We start from the raw sequence: 19777 nt of genomic DNA, 5'->3' as shown, positions 1-19777 counted from the left end.
CGTCGAGGTTGCCATGACCGCTCGTACCCTCAACCTCGACGACGCCCTCTATCACTACCTGCTCGATGTTTCCCTGCGCGAAACGCCGCTGCTGCGCCGTCTGCGTGACGAAACCCAGGCGCTGCCCATGGCGCGCTGGCAGGTAGCGCCCGAGCAGGGGCAGTTCCTGGCGTTGCTGATCAAGCTGATCGGTGCCCGGCGTGTGCTGGAGGTGGGGACCTTCACCGGCTATAGCACCTTGTCCATGGCCGCGGCCTTGCCGGAGGATGGTCAACTGATCTGCTGTGACATCCCGGGCGACTACAACGCCACCGCGCGCCGTTACTGGCAGGAAGCAGGTGTCGCCGGACGGATCGAGTTACGCCTGGCACCGGCCCTGGAGACCTTGGCCAGGATCGAGCAGGAGGAGGGCGAGGGTGGTTTCGACCTGGTCTTCATCGACGCCGACAAGGCCAATTACCCGGCTTACCTGGAAAGTGCCCTGCGCCTGCTACGCGTGGGCGGGTTGGCGGTGTTCGATAACACGCTGTGGAGCGGTCGGGTGCTGGAGGAAAATCCCCAGAGTGAAGACACTCGGGCCATCCAGGCACTCAATCGCGCCTTGAAGGATGACCCGCGTGTCGACCTGTCGCTGCTGCCCCTGGGGGACGGCTTGACCCTGTGCCGCAAGCGCTGAACCTATTGCGCCTTGGCTGCTGACACGCGCCAGACTTTGTTGCCGACATCATCGGCTACCAGCAGATCCCCTTGCTTGTCGATCACTACGCCGACCGGGCGGCCCATGGCTTTCTCGTCGGCGTTGAGGAAGCCGGTCAGCACGTCCACCGGTTGGCCTACCGGCTTGCCGTTGGCGAAGGGTACGAAGATCACTTTGTAGCCGCTGTGGGGCTTGCGGTTCCACGAGCCATGCTGGCCGATGAACACGCCTTGGGTGAACGGCGCCGGCAGCTTGCTGCCTTCGGCGAATGCCAGGCCCAGGGAGGCGGTATGCGGGCCGACGGCATAATCCGGGGCGATGGCCTTGGTCACCAGGTCCGGGTTCTGCGGAGTGACTCGCACGTCCACATGCTGGCCGTAATAGCTGAATGGCCAGCCATAGAAGGCGCCGTCCTTGACCGAGGTGATGTAGTCCGGCACCAGGTCGCTGCCGATCTCGTCGCGCTCGTTGACCGCGGTCCACAACTGGCCGCTTTGCGGCTCCCAGGCCATGCCGTTGGGGTTGCGCAGGCCTGAGGCAAAAATCCGTTGCTTGCCGCTGGCGCGATCGACTTCCCAGATGGCGGCGCGACCTTCCTCCTGATCCATGCCGTTTTCGCCGACGTTGCTGTTGGAACCGACCGTGACGTACAGCTTGCTGCCGTCTTTGCTGGCAATCACATTTTTGGTCCAGTGGTGGTTCAGCTTGCCGCCAGGCAGGTCCACCACCTTGGTCGGCTGGGCGCTGATCTTGGTGTCGCCGTCCTTGTAGGGGAAGCGCAGCAGGCGATCGGTGTCGGCGACGTACAGATCATTGCCCACCAGGGCCATGCCGAACGGCGAGTTGAGGTTTTCCAGGAATGCCGTGCGGGTTTCCGCCACGCCATCGTGATCCTTGTCCCGCAGCAGGGTGATGCGGTTCGGGCTGGGCACGCCGGCCCCGGCGCGGCTCATGATCTTGCTGGCGATCCAGCCACGAATACCCTTGCTGTCATCGGGGGAGGGCGGGGCGTTGGTCTCCGCCACCAGTACGTCGCCGTTGGGCAGCACGTACAACCAGCGCGGATGGTCCAGGCCTTCGGCGAATGCGGCGACCTGGGTGCCGGCGGCGGCCACCGGTTTGGCGCCTTGCGGCCAGCCGATCGCGGGCGCGATGTTCACGGTCGGGAACAGGGTCTTGTTCGGTTCGGGGAGTTTTGGCGAGGGGCCGGTGCCGTCGGAGACCTGGAGGGTGGAGGTTTCGCCACAGGCACCAAGGCCTGCGGCGACGGCGATAAGGATTGCGTATCGAAGTTTGAGCATGCTGATTTCCCTATGTATGCACGACGTCGGTGTAGTCATAGAGAAGCACAGGTCGGCGATGGTTCAACCCGTTCAGCGCGCTTCCTTGAACAGCACGGCAACGCCGGGGTGATAGTTGCCGGCTTCATTGCGCAATTTGCGGTACGCGTAGGGGAAGTACCAGGCCACGGCGCAGCAATGTTCCTTTTGCAGGTCGTCGACCATGTCCTGCAGTTCTTCCGGGGTGGCGCTGTGCTGGGTTTTCTGGGGCGTGACGAACAGGCAGCCGAGTTTCAGGTCGCTGGGGTAGCTGGCTTTTTTCGCGTCGCTGGCGACATCCAGCAACGGTTGGGTCAGGTGCAGGCTGTTGACCCGGGGCCAGCGCTGGGTGGCCTGGATGTAGATGCGTTCCTCCTGCGTGGCGATGTACAGGTCGGTGCGGCCGTTGCGGTCGCCGTCCTCGAGCTGTTTTTGGCTCGGTGCGTGTTCCAGGGTGACCATCTCCGCCATCCAGGCTGCCGCCGAGAGCATTCCCAGGTTGGCTTTTTCGTCGAACCAGTACGGGCTTTCGTTATCGCCGCGCACGGCGTTGTAGCGGTCGATGCAATCGAACCAGCGTTCCAGGGCAGGGCGCAGGAATTCCAGTTTCGGATTGCTGATGATCATGCCTTGCATAGGACTTTTCCTATTATTGTTGAGATATTGGAGTTTTTTAACGCGATTATGGCTATTTGATATCACTGCGCTGAGTGTGGCACAAGATTGGCGTCATTTTTCCGATATGCAGCATTCGCCGATCTGCGGGGCTTTAATTGACGCTCCACCCCCAACCCTCTAACCTTCGCGACTTGTTTCAGGTGCTCTGTGGCCTTGGGTCGACAGAGTGAAACAGGGAAGCCGGTGAGTACGCGTGCCGAAGGCGCACGCACGACGATTCCGGCGCTGCCCCCGCAACGGTAAGTGAGTCAAGACTGCGCCTGATGCCACTGTGTCGACTGTCGACATGGGAAGGCGCGCAGTTGGGCATTCCAGCCACTCACAAGCCCGGAGACCGGCCTGATCCATCCAACGGCATCACGGTGGGCGATGCCAGGCTTGCGCCGTCTATTCCTATTCCTGCCCCCCGTTATCCAGCCCCAACGGAGAGCTGCCCCATGACTGAATCCCCCGATCGTGACGAACGCCATCTGGCGCGCATGTTGCGCAAAAAAGCCGTGATCGATGAACGCATCGCCAACTCGCCGAACGAGTGCGGCTTGCTGCTGGTGCTGACTGGCAACGGCAAAGGCAAAAGCAGCTCGGCCTTCGGCATGCTCGCGCGGGCCATGGGCCACGGCATGCAATGCGGCGTGGTGCAGTTCATCAAGGGCCGCAACAGCACTGGCGAGGAATTGTTCTTCCGGCGCTTCCCGGAGCAGGTGCGTTTCCATGTCATGGGCGAAGGCTTCACCTGGGAAACCCAGGACCGCCAGCGCGACATCGCCGCGGCCGAAGCGGCCTGGGCGGTTTCCCGCGAACTGCTGAGCGATCCGACGATCGGCCTGGTGCTGCTCGATGAGCTGAACATTGCCCTCAAACACGGCTATCTGGACCTGGATCAGGTGCTCAGCGACCTGCAGGCGCGACCGCCGATGCAGCATGTGGTGGTCACCGGACGTGGCGCCAAGCCAGAGATGATCGAACTGGCCGACACCGTCACCGAAATGGGCATGGTCAAGCATGCGTTCCAGGCCGGGATCAAAGCGCAAAAAGGCGTCGAACTGTGAGTGATGCCCGTCATTGCCCGGCGGTATTGATTGCCGCGCCGGCTTCCGGTCAGGGCAAGACCACCGTGACCGCCGCGCTCGCTCGCCTGCATCGCAATCAGGGGCGCAAGGTGCGCGTGTTCAAGTGCGGCCCGGATTTTCTCGACCCGATGATCCTCGAGCGCGCCAGCGGTGCGCCGGTGTATCAACTGGACATGTGGATGGTCGGCGAACAGGAAAGCCGCCGCCTGTTGTGGGAGGCCGCCGGCGAGGCGGACCTGATCCTGATCGAAGGCGTGATGGGGTTGTTCGACGGCACGCCGTCCAGCGCCGACCTGGCGCGGCATTTCGGGGTGCCGGTGCTCGCGGTGATCGATGGCACCGCCATGGCCCAGACCTTCGGCGCCCTGGCGCTGGGGCTGGCGCGTTATCAGCCGGACTTGCCGTTCGCCGGCGTGCTGGCCAACCGCGTCGGCACCCTGCGGCATGCGCAGTTGCTCGAAGGCAGCCTGACCGAAGGCCTGCGCTGGTACGGCGCGCTGTCCCGGGAGACCGGCATCGAACTGCCCAGCCGCCATCTGGGGTTGGTGCAGGCCAGCGAACTCAACGATCTGGATCTGCGTCTCGACGCCGCCGCGGCCGCCTTGGCTGACAGCTGCGAAGTGGCCTTGCCGCCCGCCGTGGCGTTCGCCGCTCCCCAGGTGGTTGCCGTCGAACCGTTGTTGGCCGGCGTGCGCATTGCCGTGGCCCGTGACGAAGCCTTTGCCTTTACCTATGGCGCGAGCCTGGATCTGTTGCGGGCCATGGGCGCCGAGCTGGTCTTTTTCTCGCCGATCCATGACGCGACGCTGCCGGAGGCGGACAGCCTGTACCTGCCGGGCGGTTACCCGGAGCTGCATCACCGGGCGCTGGCGGCGAACGGCTCGATGCTCAGCGCGATCCGCGCGCATCACGCCGCAGGCAAGCCCTTGCTCGCCGAGTGCGGCGGCATGTTGTATCTGCTGGATTCCTTGACCGACGTCGACGGCGAGCGCGCCGAACTGCTAGGCCTGTTGCCCGGCGACGCGGTGATGCAAAAGCGCCTGGCGGCCCTGGCCTTGCAGGCGGTGGAGTTGTCGGAAGGCTCGTTGCGCGGGCATACCTACCACCATTCGTTGACCAGCACCGAGCTTGCGCCGATCGCCCGCGGCCTGAGCCCGAATGGCGGGCGCGGCGCGGAAGCGGTTTACCGCGAAGGGCGGATGACCGCCTCTTATGTGCATTTCTATTTTCCGTCCAACCCCGAAGCGGTGGCGGCCCTGCTGGCGCCGGCAGGAGCGAGCGTGCTCGCGCGGCGCCCATGAGCGACAACGCCTTTTCCGCGGCCGAACGCGACGCGGTCTATCGCGCGATCGCCGAGCGTCGTGACATGCGCCACTTCGTCGGTGGCACGGTCGAGCCGCAGGTCTTGCGTCGCCTGCTGGAGGCGGCGCACCAGGCGCCCAGCGTCGGCCTGATGCAGCCCTGGCGGTTCATCCGTATCAGTGACCGGTCGTTGCGCGGGCAAATCCAGCAACTGGTGGAAGAGGAGCGGGTACGCACCGCCGAGGCCTTGGGCGAGCGCTCCGATGAGTTCATGAAGCTCAAGGTCGAAGGCATCGACGACTGCGCCGAGGTCCTGGTGGCGGCGCTGATGGACGACCGTGAGCGGCATATTTTCGGCCGCCGCACCCTGCCGGAAATGGACCTGGCCTCGCTTTCCTGCGCGATTCAGAACCTGTGGCTGGCGGCCCGGGCCGAAGGGTTGGGCATGGGCTGGGTGTCGCTGTTCGAGCCTGCTGCCTTGGCTGAGCTGCTCGGCCTGCCGGCCGGGGCCAAGCCGCTGGCGGTGCTGTGCCTGGGCCCGGTCGGCGAGTTTTACCCGGCCCCGATGCTGGTGCTCGAAGGCTGGGCGCGGGAGCGTCCGCTGAGTGAATTGCTGTATGAAAATTACTGGGGAGTGAGTCAATGAGTGTGGCGTTACTGAGTGTCGCCGGGGTGGCGCTGGATGCGTTGCTGGGCGAACCCAAGCGCTGGCATCCGCTGGTGGCGTTCGGTCGTTTTGCCGATCGCATCGAGCAACGCTTCAACTCCGGTGGCCGCGGCTGGCGCAGTCATGGCGTCACCGCCTGGGTCATCGCGGTGCTGCCGCTGACCCTGCTGGCAACCCTGTTTTCCTGGCTGCCCTACATCGGCTGGTTGTTCGAGATCCTGGCGCTGTATTGCGCCCTCGGCCTGCGCAGCCTCGGCGAGCATGTCGAGCCGGTGGCCCAGGCCTTGCGCAGCGACGACCTGGACCAGGCGCGGCAGCGGGTCGGCTATCTGGTGAGCCGGCAGACCAGCGAGCTGGATGCCACCGAAGTCGCCCGCGCAGCTACCGAGTCGGTGCTGGAAAATGGCAGCGACGCGGTGTTCGCCGCCTTGTTCTGGTTTGCCGTGGCCGGCGCGCCGGGCGTGGTGCTCTATCGCCTGAGCAACACCCTGGATGCGATGTGGGGCTATCGTAATGAACGTTTCGAGCGTTTCGGCTGGGCGGCGGCGAAGATCGACGACCTGCTCAACTACATTCCAGCCCGCCTGGTAGCCCTGACTTATGCGTTGCTGGGCAAGACCCGCCTGGCGCTGAAATGCTGGCGCCGCCAGGGGCCGACCTGGGACAGCCCGAATGCCGGGCCGGTGATGGCGGCCGGGGCCGGTGCCCTGGGCGTCGAGCTGGGCGGCGCGGCGATCTATCACGGCGAACTGCACCAGCGCCCGCAATTGGGCGAAGGCGTGGCGGCCGATGCCTCGTCCATCGATCGCGGCTGGCAACTGGTGCAGCGCGGGGTCTGGTTATGGCTGCTGATTCTCTGCGTGGGAGCTGAGTTCTATGCTTGAGCACGGTGGCCGCCTGCGCAAGGCGGCCGAGCAATACGGCATCGCCGAGGCCGACTGGCTGGACCTGTCCAGCGGCCTGGCACCCTGGCCGTGGCCGATTCCCGAGATCGGGATGCGGGCCTGGGCGCGCCTGCCGGAAACCGACGATGGCCTGGAGCAGGCGGCCCGCGACTACTACGGCGCGGCCCATGTGTTGCCGGTGCCCGGTTCCCAGGCGGCGATCCAGCTGCTCCCGCGTTTGCGCCGCGCCGGCAAGGTCGGCGTGCTGTCGCCCTGTTATGCCGAGCACGCCGAAGCCTGGCGCCGCAGCGGCTACATCGTGCGGGAAGTGCTGGAACAGGAAGTGGACTTTTTCCTCGACAGCCTGGACGTGCTGGTGGTGGTCAATCCGAACAATCCCACGGGCTTGAGCCTGACCCCGGAGCGCCTGCTGGACTGGCATGCGCGCCTGGCGCAGCGCGGTGGCTGGCTAGTGGTCGACGAAGCCTTCATGGACAACACTCCCCAGCTGAGCCTGGCGGCCCAGGCCGATCAGGTGGGGTTGATCGTCCTGCGTTCCTTCGGCAAGTTTTTCGGCCTGGCCGGGGTGCGCCTGGGCTTCGTGCTGGCCGAGCTCAAGCTGCTCAAGCAGCTGGCCGAGCAGGTCGGCCCCTGGGCCGTCAGTGGGCCGACCCGGGTGCTGGGCCAGGTGTGCCTGCGCGACCGTGAAGGCCATGGGCGGCAACGGCTGCGCAGTGAAGCGGCGAGCCTGCGCCTGGCGCAGCTGCTCGAGCGCCACGGTCTGAAACCCCAGGGTGGCTGTGCGCTGTTCCAGTGGCTGATCACCGATCGCGCCGAGCTGTTGCATGAGTTCATGGCGCGCCGGGGCATCCTGCTGCGGCTGTTCACCCACAACAGCAGCCTGCGTTTTGGCTTGCCGGCCGATGAAGCCGACTGGTCGCGTCTCGAACAGGCCTTCGTCGCCTACACCAAGGAACATCCATGACCACCCTGATGGTGCAGGGCACCACTTCCGACGCCGGTAAAAGCACCCTGGTGACGGCGCTCTGCCGCTGGCTGACGCGCCAGGGCGTCAGCGTCGTGCCCTTCAAACCGCAGAACATGGCCCTCAACAGCGCGGTGACCGCCGACGGTGGCGAGATCGGTCGGGCCCAGGCAGTACAAGCCCAGGCCGCGCACCTGGAGCCGCACACTGACATGAACCCGGTGCTGCTCAAGCCCAACAGTGACACCGGGGCCCAGGTGATCATTCACGGTCGTGCAGTGACCACCATGAACGCGGTGGCCTATCACGACTACAAGGCCATCGCCATGCAGGCGGTGCTGGCCTCTCATCAACGCCTGAGCGCGGCCTATCCGGTGGTGATGGTGGAAGGCGCGGGCTCGCCGGCGGAGATCAATCTGCGGGCCGGCGACATTGCCAACATGGGCTTTGCCGAAGCGGTGGACTGCCCGGTGCTGCTGATCGCCGACATCAACCGTGGCGGGGTTTTCGCCCATCTGGTGGGCACCCTGGAGCTGTTGTCGCCAAGCGAGCAGGCGCGGGTCAAAGGTTTCATCATCAACCGTTTTCGCGGCGATATCGCCCTGTTGCAACCGGGCCTCGACTGGCTCGAAGCGCGTACCGGCAAGCCGGTGATCGGCGTGTTGCCCTATGTGCTGGATCTGCATCTGGAAGCCGAGGACGGTATCGACCAGCGTCAGGCCGACAAGGCCGAGCAGGTGCTGAAAGTACTGGTGCCGGTATTGCCGCGCATCAGCAATCACACCGACTTCGACCCGCTGCGCCTGCACCCCCAGGTGGACCTACAATTCATCGGTCCCGGCCAGGCGATTCCGCCGGCCGACCTGATCATCCTGCCAGGCTCGAAAAGCGTGCGCAGCGACCTGGCGTACCTGCGCGCCCAGGGCTGGGACACAGCCATCGCCCGGCACCTGCGCTACGGCGGCAAGTTGCTGGGTATCTGCGGCGGTTTGCAGATGCTCGGCGAGCAACTGCACGACCCTTTGGGGTTGGAAGGCGCGCCAGGCTCCAGCGCGGGGTTGGGGCTGCTGGCGTTCGAAACGGTGCTGGAACAAGAGAAGCAGTTGCGCAATGTGCGTGGACGTCTGGCGCTGGAGGAGGCCGAGGTCAGCGGTTATGAGATCCATGCCGGCGTCACGACGGGGCCGGCGCTGGAACTGGCCGCCGTGACCCTGGACGACGGTCGCTGCGACGGCGCGCGCAGCGACGACGGGCAGATTCTCGGCACCTACCTGCACGGTCTGTTCGAGGCGCCGGCGGCCTGCAGTGCGTTGCTGCGCTGGGCGGGTTTGCGCGAGGTGCAGGCGGTCGACTACCACGCTCTGCGCGAGCGTGATATCGAGCGCCTGGCCGATCTGGTGGAGCAGCACCTGGACACCGAGTACCTGCGCCAGCTTTGCGGGCTTTAGAGCGTCGGCGCCGGCATTGCCGCGCCGCTGTGGCTTTACCTCAATTCAAGGGTTTCCAAGCATGTTGCAACTGATCCTCGGCGGTGCCCGTTCCGGCAAGAGTCGCCTGGCGGAAAAGCTCGCCGGCGAGAGCGGCCTGGCCGTGACCTATATCGCCACCAGCCAGGCGCTGGACGGCGAAATGAATCAGCGCATCGCCCATCACCGCGAACGGCGTCCGGCCCAATGGGCATTGATCGAGGAGCCGTTGGAATTGGCGCGGGTGCTGCGCGAAAACGCGAGCGCCGAGCGCTGCCTGCTGGTGGATTGCCTGACCTTGTGGCTGACCAACCTGTTGCTGCTGGAGGATACCCAGCGGCTCGCCAGTGAGCGCGAAGCGCTGCTGGAGTGCCTGGCGTTGCTGCCGGGCGAAATCATTTTTGTCAGCAACGAGACTGGAATGGGTGTCGTGCCGCTGGGCGAGTTGACTCGCCGTTATGTCGATGAAGCCGGTTGGCTGCATCAAGCCCTGGCCGAGCGTTGTCAGCGGGTAGTGCTGACGGTGGCCGGCCTGCCCCTGACTCTGAAAGGAACTGCGTTATGAATGACTTCTGGTGGCTGCGGCCGTGCAAGGCGCTCGACACTCAAGCCCTGGAGGCGGCGCAGTCGCGCCAGCAGCAATTGACCAAGCCCGCGGGTTCGCTGGGGCAGCTGGAGCGGGTCGCGGTACAGCTGGCCGGCTTGCAGGGGCGGGTCAAGCCTGGCCTGGAGCAGCTGTGGATTGCGATTTTCGCCGGCGACCACGGGGTGGTGGCCGAGGGCGTTTCGGCTTATCCGCAGGCAGTCACCGGGCAGATGCTGCACAACTTCGTCAGCGGCGGCGCTGCCATCAGCGTGTTGGCGCGGCAGCTGCGGGCACGCCTGGAAGTGGTCGATCTCGGCACGGTGACGCCCGGCTTGAACCTGCCCGGCGTGCGGCATTTGAACCTGGGGGCGGGCACCCGGAACTTCGTCGAGGGGCCGGCCATGACCCAGGCCCAGGGCGAGCAGGCTCTGCAGGCCGGACGTGACAGTGTGCTGCGGGCCGTCGAGCAGGGCAGCGAACTGTTTATCGGCGGCGAGATGGGTATCGGCAACACCACTGCGGCCAGCGCCGTGGCCTGCGCCTTGCTGGATATTCCGGTGGCGCACCTCGCGGGGCCGGGCACCGGCCTGGATGCGGCGGGTGTCAGCCACAAGGCGCAGGTGATCGAGCGCGCCTTGAGCCGGCATGCCGCCCAGCGTGGCGATGCCTTGCAGACTTTGTTCAACCTTGGCGGTTTCGAGATCGCCGCGCTCGTTGGGGCCTACCTGGCCTGTGCCCAGGAAGGCGTCGCGGTGCTGGTCGATGGTTTCATTTGCAGCGTGGCGGCGCTGGTGGCGGTGCGGCTGAACCCCGAGTGCCGCCCGTGGCTGCTGTTTGGCCACCGTGGGGCCGAGCCGGGGCATCGGCATATCCTGCAAACCCTCGAGGCCGAGCCTTTGCTGGACCTCGGCCTGCGCCTGGGCGAGGGCAGCGGCGCGGCGCTGGCGGTGCCGTTGCTGCGCCTGGCCTGCGACCTGCACGCGCAGATGGCGACTTTCGCCGAGGCGGCCGTGGCGGATCGTCCGGCATGACCTTGCGCCTGGACCTGCTGCGCCACGGCGAAACCGAGCTCGGTGGTGGCCTGCGCGGCAGCCTCGACGATGCCCTGACCGACGCCGGTTGGCAGCAGATGCGTGCTGCTGTCGCAGGCCGGGGGCCCTGGGATCGGCTGGTAAGTTCGCCCTTGCAACGCTGCGCGCGTTTTGCCGAGGAACTGGGGGCGCGCCTGGCGCTGCCGGTGACCCTGGACCCGGATCTGCAGGAGCTGCATTTCGGTGCCTGGGAAGGGCAGAGCGCGGCGGCGCTGATGACCACCGACGCTGAGGCGCTGGGGCGGTTCTGGGCCGATCCCTATGCCTTTACCCCGCCGCGGGGCGAGCCGGTGCTGGCGTTTTCCGCGCGGGTGCTGGGGGCGGTCGAACGTCTGCATCAGCGTTATGCCGGCGAGCGGGTGCTGCTGGTCAGTCATGGCGGAGTGATGCGCTTGTTGCTGGCCCGGGCCCGAGGTTTGCCGCGTGAGCAGTTGCTGAATGTCGAGGTTGCTCACGGTGCCTTGTTCGCCCTGACTGTCGAGGCTGGCCTGGTATTGAGCGAAGGAGTCTGAGCGTGCTGCCATTCTGGATCGCCCTGCAATTTCTCAGCAGTTTTCCGGTGCGTTTGCCGGGCATGCCGTCGCCCGAGGAAATGGGCCGGTCGTTGCTGTTCTACCCGTTGATCGGCCTGCTGTTCGGGCTGCTGCTCTGGGGGCTGAACCAGTTGTTGATGGGCGCGCCGCTGTTGCTGCATGGGGCGTTGTTGCTGACGGTCTGGGTGCTGCTCAGCGGTGCCTTGCATCTGGACGGGTTGGCCGACAGCGCGGACGCCTGGCTGGGCGGCTTCGGCGATCGCGAGCGCACGCTGACGATCATGAAGGACCCGCGCAGCGGGCCGATTGCCGTGGTCACCCTGGGGCTGGTGTTGCTGCTCAAGTTCGCCGCGCTGGTGGCGCTGATCGAGCAGCAGGCCGGCGTTGCCTTGCTGCTGGCGCCACTGATCGGTCGCGGCGCCTTGCTGGGGCTGTTCCTTTGCACGCCTTATGTGCGCCCTGGTGGCCTTGGGCAGGCGCTGGCGAATCATCTGCCACGTCTGGCCGGAAAGTGGGTGTTGGCGCTCGCCGCGCTGGCCTGTGTTGTGCTCGGTGGTTGGGGCGCGGTGTTGGCGTTGCTGCTGGCGGGTCTGGTGTTTGCTGGCTTGCGTCAGCTGATGCTGCGTCGCCTGGGGGGCACCACCGGGGATACGGCGGGCGCCCTGCTGGAGCTGCTGGAGGTGACGGTCCTGGTAAGGTTGGCGCTGTTCTAGAAAGGCGGAGCGCGGGTTTTATTCGCGCCCTGAACTATGCAAATTTCTTGCATTCCCTTAATCGCGGGTATATACACGCACCATGCTTCCTTCTCAATGTCTGTGCACCAACCTGCGGCGCGCCGCCCGTGGCGTCAGCAGGTTCTACGACGGCGCTCTCGACGGCTTCGGGATCAACGTTGCCCAGTATTCCTTGCTGAGTAATTTGCAGCGCCTGGACCAACCGAGCATTTCCAGCCTGGCCGAGGCCATGGGCCTGGACCGCAGTACCCTAGGCCGTAACCTGCGGGTGCTGGAAGGCGAGGGCCTGGTCCGGCTGTCCGAAGGCGAGGATCAACGCAATCGCATCGTCCAGCTGACTGATGAGGGCCAGCAGCGACTGCTGGCGGCCTTGCCGGCCTGGGAAGCGGCGCAACAGCGCTTGATCGACCGTCTGGGTGCAGAAAAACGCGAAACCTTGCTGGCCTTGCTGAACGAACTGGCGTGAAGGCCTTTCGTTCGATGATAAGCGGGTATATACCCGTAAATGGAGAATAAAATGACTTCGATGTGGCGTACCAGCGGTTGGGTTCTTCTCGGGAGTGCGCTGATCCTGGCCTTATCCCTGGGGATAAGACATGGCTTCGGGCTGTTTCTGCCGCCCATGAGCGCGGAGTTCGGCTGGGGGCGCGAGGTGTTTGCCTTTGCCATTGCCCTGCAGAACCTGATCTGGGGCCTGGCCCAGCCCTTCACTGGAGCCCTGGCCGACCGCTTCGGCGCAGCGAAGGTAGTGCTGGTCGGCGGTGTGCTGTACGCCGTGGGCCTGTTGTTCATGGGGTTGGCCGATTCGCCGCTGTCGCTGTCGTTGAGCGCCGGCTTGCTGATCGGTATCGGGCTTTCGGGGACCTCGTTTTCAGTGATTCTCGGCGTGGTGGGGCGCGCGCTGCCGGCGGAGAAACGCAGCATGGGCATGGGGGTCGCCAGTGCGGCCGGTTCGTTCGGTCAATTCGCCATGCTGCCGGGCACACTGGGGTTGATCGGCTGGCTTGGCTGGTCCTCGGCACTGTTGGTGCTGGGGTTGCTGGTGGCATTGATCGTGCCGCTGGTAAGCATGCTCAAGGACAAGCCGCTGCCCAGTCTGGGCCATGAGCAGAGCCTCTCCGAGGCCTTGCGTGAGGCCTGCTCTCACTCCGGGTTCTGGCTGCTGGCGTTCGGCTTTTTCGTCTGCGGTTTCCAGGTGGTGTTCATCGGCGTGCATTTGCCGGCCTACCTAGTGGACCAGCACTTGCCGGCCACGGTGGGCACCACGGTGCTGGCGCTGATCGGCCTATTCAATATCTTCGGTACCTACACCGCTGGCTGGCTGGGTGGGCGCATGTCGAAACCGCGCTTGCTGACCGGCCTGTACCTGTTGCGTGCGGTGGTCATCTGCCTGTTCCTCTGGCTGCCGGTGACGCAAGTCAGTGCGTATCTGTTCGGCATGGCCATGGGCTTCCTGTGGCTGTCGACGGTGCCGCTGACCAATGGCACGGTGGCGACCTTGTTCGGGGTGCGCAACCTGTCCATGCTGGGCGGCATCGTGTTTCTGTTCCACCAGTTGGGCTCGTTCCTCGGCGGCTGGCTCGGCGGGGTGGTCTACGATCGAACCGGGAGTTATGACTTGATCTGGCAGGTGGCGATTCTCCTCAGTCTGCTGGCCGCGGCCCTGAACTGGCCGGTGCGCGAGCGTCCGGTTGCCCGTCTGCAGGCGAGCGCGGCATGAGCCGGACAGGCTTGCGCTGGGTCAGTCTGGTGGCTGTCGTCGCGCTGTTGGCGGTGGCCTGGTGGGGCTGGCACCAGGGTGGGCTGGCGCTGATGCAGTTGGGCATGGGCGTCTGCCAGGAAGCGCTTGCTAGGGCGTCCGCGGGGCGAGTAGTTTGACTCCCTGACGGTACTTTCAAGGAGTTGAATATGTTGGCGCGCTGGCTTGCTGTTCCAGCTGTACTTATGGTGTTTGCCGGTTCGACCTGGGCGGGCGAATGCCCGTCGCTGTTGCAGGGCTCGCTGCCCAAGCTGCGCGCCAAGGAGTCCATCGACCTGTGCCAACGCTTTGCCGGCAAGCCGCTGGTGGTGGTCAATACCGCGAGCTTTTGCGGCTTCGCCCCGCAGTTCAAGGGGCTCGAGGCGTTGTACCAGCGTTACAAGGATCAGGGGCTGGAGCTGGTAGGCGTACCGTCCAATGACTTCAAACAGGAGTCCAAGGATGGTGCGGAGACGGCCAAGGTCTGTTATGCGAACTACGGCGTCACCTTCACCATGACCGAGCCGCAGCAGGTCCGAGGCCCGGACGCGGTGCATCTGTTCAAGGTCCTGGCCGAGCAGAGCAGCGCGCCGAAGTGGAATTTCTACAAGTATGTGGTTGATCGCCAGGGCAAGGTGATCGCCAATTTCTCCAGCCTGACCAAACCGGACAGTCCTGAATTGATCGAGGCTGTGGAGCAGGCGCTGGCATCCAAGCCTTGAGTGTTATCCGCGGCCAATAAAAAAGCCCCGGCATCCTTGGATGCGGGGGCTTTTTCGTTCAGGCCGTCAGGCTTTAGAAGCGGTAGGTTGCACCGACGCCGAAACCGTTCGCGCTGTTTTCGTACTCGGCGCTGTAAGACTGGCCGAGCTGCTGGTTCCTGTTGTTGACCTTGACTTTCTCTTCCTTGAGGTAGGAGTAAGCCACGTCGATGGTCAGGTCTTCGGTTGGGCTCCAGCCGGCGCCGAGGCTGAAGATGGTCCGGTCGCCGGTAGGAATGCGTGGCGAGCGGTTGGTGTTGTTGGCTGGCGACTGGTCGAAGGTCAGGCCGGTACGCAGCACCCACTGCTTGTTCAGCTGGTAGGAGGTACCGATGGCGTAGGCCCAGGTGTCGTGCCAGTTCTGCTCTTCCTTGACGGTGCTGAGCGCGCCTGGGGCCAGAAGACCGCCGGCGCTGGCGGTTACGCCTTCGTTTTGCACGGTGATGTCTTTCAGGCGGCTCCAGCGGGTCCAGGTCGCACCGGCGTAGAGTTTCCAGGCATCGTTGAGGTCCTGAGTCACCGACAGGTCGGCCGACTCAGGGGTGGTGATGTCCAGCGAGGCGTCGTAGCGAGCACCGCGCAGCAGGGCGCCCGGAGTACCTGCGCCTGGGCTGACTTCGGTGTGGCCTTCCAGCTTGTACTTGACCTTCGAGTGATAAGTCAGGCCCACGCGAGTGGTGTCGGTTGCCTGGACCAGCAGCCCAATGTTGTAGCCGTAGCCAATGTCGTCACCCTTGATCTGCACACGGCCGTCGTTGGGCGACAGAGGGGTGGTCAGCGCGGATTCCAGGGTGCCGGAGATACGGTTGATGGTCGGGCCGAAACCGATCGACACCTTGTCGTTGAAGGCATAGCTGACGGTTGGCTGGAAGGTGACGATTTTAACTTCGCTTTTGCTGCCGAAGTTACGGCCCTGGAAGCCGTTTTCATAGTCGGTGATCAGACCGAACGGGGCGTAGACACCCAGGCCGAAGGCCCACTGGTCATCGATAGGCTTGACGTAGTAGGCCATTGGGACGGCGGTGAACGGCACCATATCGCCTTTGTTGGTCCCTCTCTGGCTACCGCTGGCGTCGTTGATATCGGTGGACGCGTCGATGGCCGCGAGGCCGCCAGTGACTTGCTGGCGTTTCAGGCGCGACATACCGGCAGGGTTACCAAAAACTGTGCTTGCATCGTCGGCAGCAGAGGATCGACCGGCGAAACCAGTACCCATGCCGCTGATGCTTTGTTCGTTCAGGGCAAAGCCGCTTGCGAAAAGTTGGGTGGATGCCATGGCAACGGCAAGGCTAAGACTGGTTTTGAGTATTACTTTTTTCATTATTAGAACTCCTGGTGATCACCGGAGCGAAAATTACCAACATTTCCTCCTCAACGCTATAGGCTGTATGGCTTGAGATAGAGCGGTTTTGTAGGACAATCCGACCAGAATTGCGGTTGTTTGCGCGATCTTGCAAAAAGTCCGGTCAGCAGGCGACCTGATTCAGTGGCGCAACACAGGTCTGCCAGGCATCGGCGAAGTCCCGCAGACGTCCTTGTGGCTGGAAGATCTGCTTCCAGATACGAGCCATGCCGACCAGGTCATCGGCTTCGGGGAGCGGGGTGTTCTGCTCTTCTACCAGCAGCCAGGCGATGGCGGTGGCATAACGCAGGTTGACGGTCAGTTCCAGATGCGGCCCGCTGAGGAATGCATGCTGGCTGGCCAGGCCGCGAACCAGGCTGGCGCGTTCCGGGTCCAGGGCCAGATAGTGGTCCCAGAGTGCCTGGTGGCGGGGTTCGGCGATGCGGTAGAGGCCGTGGCCTCTGCGGTCGTGCAGGGCGGAGCCGAGGGCGGATTGACTGGCGGCGATGCCTAGCAGCAATGATTCTGCGGTGCGACTGTGATTGCCCAGATAGATCAGGGTCGGGCGGATCACGTAGCGGCACAGTTCGCTGGCGGCAATACCCATAAAGCCCTCGAAGCGTGAAGTGGCCGGCGAGGCCTGATGGGGGAGCTTGGCAGCGATGGATCGGTCAGGCTCGCCGGAAGCGGATCATGCCGCTTGAGTTGAAGTGTAGTGTCATATCGTTGCTGTAAAGGCCTGTTTTTAAAATATTTCCGGCTTCCTGTTATAACCGTTATACCGGATGGTGCTTTAGCCGAAGGCGGGAAAATCGAAATAACAGGTAATAAAAAGCCCCGCTATTCAGGCGGGGCTTCGGGTTTTTCAGCGCTCTGGCGTCTCAGGCGGTCAGGGCCTGACGGGTGCGCTCGATCACCGCTTGCAGCGGCTCGGCGCTGGAATACTGATCGGGGTACAGGCGTTCGCTGTGACGAGCGATACCGTGTTCGTTGACCAGGGTGAAGCTGAAGCAGCCTTTGCGAGCGGCCATGATCAGGCAGTTCATTGGAGCAAAAGCATTGGTAAGGGTGCGAATGGCATCCTGAGTCTGGATTTGAGTAGACATAGTTATTGGGTGTTCCTACAAATGACACGGTTAAGAACCGTGCAACGTTAAAACGTTCCAGTAACGCCGACCACCATTGGTCGAACGAAGAACCCGACTGGAACAAAGCAGCCAGTTGGAAGCGCTTTATCAAGTGCGCGCTAGGGCTGGCAGGTAGGTACTTAGGAGGGCAGGCAATCACAGCCGGGGTTAAGGTTCTGGGCCCCAGGTGAAGATCCTGATCAATTTGCAGGTTGGTTCGGTCAGAGTAAAAAGGGCTTCGCGACATCCTTTGCAATGTGTTCAAAGGCAGTGTCGGCGAAAGCTTTACCTGGAAACCAGCGAGGTGGTCGATCCCATGTAGTCGGTAGAAACTTCTCTTCAGGGAAGCTGAACCGGGGGACTTGTTCGACCAGAATTGACTTTCAGCTTGGTACTAACGCTGTGGATGATAACGGATTGATGTAGCTGGTGCAAGTGTGTTAGGCAAAATGGTTATGAGCGTCACAGGGGCGAGGTCGTGAACGAGGCCGGCCTTTCCACCGTAGTTGAGCAGAAAGTTGTTACTGGAGCTTGGGTCTTCGCTGCTGTTCTCCCGTGAATGGGCGAAAAAGGTGCACCGATATAACCGGATCAAGGGTACTTGTGCACAATAGTTGCGCGGACTGTCACCGGCCTGTCACCTCACCTGTCGAGCCCTCCAATGCCTGCGATGAAAATTTAAGTCAATGAAAAACATCGGTTTTTTTTACTGGTGAAAAAATCGTCAGTTTGACTGCGGGCCCCGTCCCATGCGGCTTTCGGAGACTTGTAGGGTGGTTGTCCACTGAGTTATCCACAGCTTCTGTGGATTGTCCCAAGCGCTTGCTCTAGTACGGGCGTGCCGAGTTTTTTCGACTTTACGCGTGTGAAAAAAGGAGTAGAGTGGCGCGCCCTCCGATCTGCCCTACAGTGCTTTATGAAGTTTCGCTCAGTGTCACCTTCTGTTACCTCTGCCTCTTCCAGTGTTACCGAGCCCAAGCGTTTTTCGTTACGTGTGGCCATGTGGCTGCTCGACAGCCCGCGCCTGGGTGATAACCGGAACGTCAAGCATTTTGCCGGGCGTTTGCTCAAGCAGCCTGCCCGGGAAGGGGTAGTGGCGGCGCAGAGCCGTCTTGGCCAACTGATGTGCCGCGAATGCGGCAACGCCCGCGATCGGCGGATCGGCCATGACCTGCTGCGCCAGGCGGCACGGGCTGGCGATCGCCGCGCCCAGCTGGAGCTTGGCCAGATCGAAGACTGAGCTGTCCAAGCCTCGGTCCCTTGGTTAACCTTCAAGCTTTATTTCACTGTCTGGAGTGGCTATGGCTATGGACTTGACCAGCGTACTGCTCGGTCTGGCAGGCGCGGCATTGCCCTTGGTGGCGCTCGCCTGGCAACTGCAACGCCGTCTGAGCTCCCGCCAAACCGAACTGTCCCTGCTGGAGGAGCGCCTGGCCACGGCGTTGCTGGCGCAGGATGGCTTGAACGCCCAACTGGATGCCTGCCGCGACGAGATCAGCGACCTGGGCCAGGCCAATGCCGTGAAGCAGGCCGACCTGGCGGCGGTGCGCCGGGAAGTCGAGTTGTTGCAGATCGAGCGCGACAACGCCCATGATGCCGCCCACGCCTGGAACCTTGAACGGGCCAACAAGGAAGCCGAACTGCGGCGCCTGGACGCCCAGGCCGCGTCATTGAATGCCGAGTTGCGCGAGCAGCAGGAAAGCCACCAGCAGCGCCTGAGCGACCTGCAAGGATCGCGGGACGAGCTGCGGGCGCAGTTCGCCGAGCTGGCGGGCAAGATCTTCGACGAGCGTGAGCAGCGTTTTGCCGAGAACAGCCAGCAGCGTCTCGGACAATTGCTCGACCCGCTCAAGGAGCGCATCCAGTCCTTCGAGAAGCGGGTCGAAGAGAGTTATCAGGCTGAAGCGCGCGAGCGTTTTTCCCTCGGCAAGGAGCTCGAGCGCCTGCAACAGCTGAACCTGCGCTTGAGCGACGAGGCGACTAACCTGACCCGCGCGCTCAAGGGCCAGAAAACCCAGGGCAACTGGGGTGAGCTGATTCTCGAGCGGGTACTGGAGCATGCCGGCCTGGAGAAGGGTCGTGAGTACCAGACCCAGGTCAGCCTCAAAGGGCCCGACGGCGAGCGTTTCCAGCCCGACGTGCTGATCATGCTGCCCGGCGACAAGCAGGTGGTGGTGGACTCCAAGGTCAGCCTGACCGCCTACCAGCAGTTTGTCGCGGCGGACGATGAAGTGATCGGCCAGGCGGCGCTGAAGCAGCACGTACTGTCCTTGCGCAATCACGTCAAAGGCCTGGCCGGTAAGGATTACAAGCGTCTGGAAGGCTTGCACAGCCTGGATTTCGTCTTGCTCTTCGTGCCCATCGAGGCAGCTTTTTCCGCTGCCTTGCAAGCCGAGCCCAACCTGTTCCAGGAAGCCTTCGACCGCAATATCGTGATCGTCAGCCCGACCACCTTGCTGGCTACCCTGCGAGTGATCGACAGCCTGTGGAAGCAGGAGCGGCAGAGCCAGAACGCCCGGGAAATCGCCGAACGCGCCGGTTGGCTGTACGACAAGTTCGTGTTGTTCATTCAGGATCTGGATGAAGTCGGCAATCGCCTGCAGCAACTGGACAAGGCCTACAGCGCCGCGCGCAACAAGCTGACCGAGGGGCGTGGCAACCTGGTCAGCCGCAGCGAACAACTGCGGTTGCTCGGGGCGCGTGCCAGCAAGAGCCTGCCGGCGGACCTGCTGGAGCGGGCGATGACCGATGCCGACGGCGCGTTGCTTGAACTGCCGGATTGATTCGAGAGCGGGCT

Annotated in this window: 22 protein-coding genes and 1 riboswitch; of the genes, 17 read left to right on the top strand and 5 right to left on the bottom strand. The window is 63.6% G+C overall.

The window, feature by feature from the left end:
• Nucleotides 1-13 precede the first annotated feature (13 nt).
• Nucleotides 14-676: an O-methyltransferase gene (locus C4K27_RS22865; RefSeq protein ID WP_053262259.1), complete on the top strand. Its 663-nt coding sequence runs from the start codon at nt 14-16 to the stop codon at nt 674-676.
• A gap of 2 nt (nt 677-678) precedes the next feature.
• On the opposite strand, the gene C4K27_RS22860 is transcribed toward C4K27_RS22865, so the two are convergent.
• Nucleotides 679-1998 carry a PQQ-dependent sugar dehydrogenase gene (locus C4K27_RS22860; RefSeq protein WP_053262258.1) on the bottom strand — a complete coding sequence of 440 codons (1320 nt, stop codon included), beginning with the start codon at nt 1996-1998 and terminating at the stop codon, nt 679-681.
• Nucleotides 1999-2070: 72 nt separating this feature from the next.
• Nucleotides 2071-2652 (bottom strand): hypothetical protein, encoded by a 582-nt coding sequence (locus C4K27_RS22855; RefSeq protein ID WP_053262257.1) that lies wholly within the window; start codon nt 2650-2652, stop codon nt 2071-2073.
• A 163-nt stretch (nt 2653-2815) separates the two neighbouring features.
• Nucleotides 2816-3051, top strand: a riboswitch (cobalamin riboswitch).
• 80 nt (nt 3052-3131) lie between these two features.
• On the opposite strand from C4K27_RS22855, the gene cobO reads away from it, so the two are divergent.
• The 14 genes from cobO to C4K27_RS22790 all read left to right on the top strand — a co-directional run bounded on the left by cobO (nt 3132) and on the right by C4K27_RS22790 (nt 14472).
• Entirely contained in the window at nt 3132-3743 is a 612-nt protein-coding gene (gene cobO / locus C4K27_RS22850) for a cob(I)yrinic acid a,c-diamide adenosyltransferase (protein ID WP_053262256.1), read from the top strand.
• Nucleotides 3740-5065, top strand: a complete 1326-nt coding sequence (locus tag C4K27_RS22845; RefSeq protein WP_053262255.1) for a cobyrinic acid a,c-diamide synthase CobB — start codon at nt 3740-3742, stop codon at nt 5063-5065. Before cobO ends, C4K27_RS22845 begins: the two co-directional genes overlap by 4 nt.
• Nucleotides 5062-5712 (top strand): 5,6-dimethylbenzimidazole synthase, encoded by a 651-nt coding sequence (bluB, locus tag C4K27_RS22840; RefSeq protein WP_053262254.1) that lies wholly within the window; start codon nt 5062-5064, stop codon nt 5710-5712. The genes C4K27_RS22845 and bluB overlap by 4 nt, the downstream gene beginning before the upstream one ends.
• Nucleotides 5709-6617 (top strand): adenosylcobinamide-phosphate synthase CbiB, encoded by a 909-nt coding sequence (gene cbiB, locus C4K27_RS22835; protein ID WP_007927792.1) that lies wholly within the window; start codon nt 5709-5711, stop codon nt 6615-6617. The genes bluB and cbiB overlap by 4 nt, the downstream gene beginning before the upstream one ends.
• Nucleotides 6610-7602: a threonine-phosphate decarboxylase CobD gene (gene cobD / locus C4K27_RS22830; protein ID WP_053262253.1), complete on the top strand. Its 993-nt coding sequence runs from the start codon at nt 6610-6612 to the stop codon at nt 7600-7602. Before cbiB ends, cobD begins: the two co-directional genes overlap by 8 nt.
• Entirely contained in the window at nt 7599-9050 is a 1452-nt protein-coding gene (locus C4K27_RS22825; protein WP_053262252.1) for a cobyric acid synthase, read from the top strand. Before cobD ends, C4K27_RS22825 begins: the two co-directional genes overlap by 4 nt.
• A 61-nt stretch (nt 9051-9111) precedes the next feature.
• On the top strand, nt 9112-9633 hold the full coding sequence (gene cobU, locus C4K27_RS22820; protein ID WP_053262251.1) for a bifunctional adenosylcobinamide kinase/adenosylcobinamide-phosphate guanylyltransferase: 522 nt from the start codon (nt 9112-9114) through the stop codon (nt 9631-9633).
• Nucleotides 9630-10685: a nicotinate-nucleotide--dimethylbenzimidazole phosphoribosyltransferase gene (gene cobT / locus C4K27_RS22815; RefSeq protein WP_053262250.1), complete on the top strand. Its 1056-nt coding sequence runs from the start codon at nt 9630-9632 to the stop codon at nt 10683-10685. The genes cobU and cobT overlap by 4 nt, the downstream gene beginning before the upstream one ends.
• On the top strand, nt 10682-11257 hold the full coding sequence (gene cobC, locus C4K27_RS22810) for an alpha-ribazole phosphatase family protein (RefSeq protein WP_053262249.1): 576 nt from the start codon (nt 10682-10684) through the stop codon (nt 11255-11257). The genes cobT and cobC overlap by 4 nt, the downstream gene beginning before the upstream one ends.
• Before the next feature lie 2 nt (nt 11258-11259).
• Nucleotides 11260-11991 (top strand): adenosylcobinamide-GDP ribazoletransferase, encoded by a 732-nt coding sequence (locus C4K27_RS22805; protein ID WP_053262248.1) that lies wholly within the window; start codon nt 11260-11262, stop codon nt 11989-11991.
• 82 nt (nt 11992-12073) lie between these two features.
• Nucleotides 12074-12478: a MarR family winged helix-turn-helix transcriptional regulator gene (locus tag C4K27_RS22800; RefSeq protein ID WP_007927803.1), complete on the top strand. Its 405-nt coding sequence runs from the start codon at nt 12074-12076 to the stop codon at nt 12476-12478.
• Nucleotides 12479-12529: 51 nt separating this feature from the next.
• Nucleotides 12530-13732: an MFS transporter gene (locus tag C4K27_RS22795; RefSeq protein ID WP_053262247.1), complete on the top strand. Its 1203-nt coding sequence runs from the start codon at nt 12530-12532 to the stop codon at nt 13730-13732.
• Nucleotides 13729-13890 carry a hypothetical protein gene (locus C4K27_RS31305; RefSeq protein ID WP_007927805.1) on the top strand — a complete coding sequence of 54 codons (162 nt, stop codon included), beginning with the start codon at nt 13729-13731 and terminating at the stop codon, nt 13888-13890. The genes C4K27_RS22795 and C4K27_RS31305 overlap by 4 nt, the downstream gene beginning before the upstream one ends.
• 30 nt (nt 13891-13920) lie before the next feature.
• Entirely contained in the window at nt 13921-14472 is a 552-nt protein-coding gene (locus tag C4K27_RS22790; protein ID WP_053262246.1) for a glutathione peroxidase, read from the top strand.
• 73 nt (nt 14473-14545) lie between these two features.
• On the opposite strand, the gene C4K27_RS22785 is transcribed toward C4K27_RS22790, so the two are convergent.
• The 3 genes from C4K27_RS22785 to C4K27_RS22775 all read right to left on the bottom strand — a co-directional run bounded on the left by C4K27_RS22785 (nt 14546) and on the right by C4K27_RS22775 (nt 16959).
• Complete coding sequence (locus C4K27_RS22785) at nt 14546-15832, bottom strand: OmpP1/FadL family transporter (protein ID WP_053262245.1); 1287 nt, start codon at nt 15830-15832, stop codon at nt 14546-14548.
• Between the two features lie 145 nt (nt 15833-15977).
• Complete coding sequence (locus tag C4K27_RS22780; RefSeq protein WP_007927808.1) at nt 15978-16460, bottom strand: hypothetical protein; 483 nt, start codon at nt 16458-16460, stop codon at nt 15978-15980.
• Nucleotides 16461-16734: 274 nt separating this feature from the next.
• Nucleotides 16735-16959 carry a hypothetical protein gene (locus C4K27_RS22775; RefSeq protein WP_007927809.1) on the bottom strand — a complete coding sequence of 75 codons (225 nt, stop codon included), beginning with the start codon at nt 16957-16959 and terminating at the stop codon, nt 16735-16737.
• A gap of 937 nt (nt 16960-17896) precedes the next feature.
• On the opposite strand from C4K27_RS22775, the gene C4K27_RS22765 reads away from it, so the two are divergent.
• Complete coding sequence (locus C4K27_RS22765) at nt 17897-18220, top strand: SEL1-like repeat protein (protein WP_009045091.1); 324 nt, start codon at nt 17897-17899, stop codon at nt 18218-18220.
• Between the two features lie 175 nt (nt 18221-18395).
• Complete coding sequence (gene rmuC / locus C4K27_RS22760) at nt 18396-19763, top strand: DNA recombination protein RmuC (protein ID WP_162235141.1); 1368 nt, start codon at nt 18396-18398, stop codon at nt 19761-19763.
• Nucleotides 19764-19777: the final 14 nt, after the last annotated feature.

The organism is Pseudomonas chlororaphis subsp. chlororaphis (assembly GCF_003945765.1).
Taxonomy (GTDB): domain Bacteria; phylum Pseudomonadota; class Gammaproteobacteria; order Pseudomonadales; family Pseudomonadaceae; genus Aquipseudomonas; species Aquipseudomonas chlororaphis.
The sequence above is the reverse complement of the archived record's forward strand: the minus strand, read 5'-3'. Positions and strand labels throughout refer to the sequence as shown.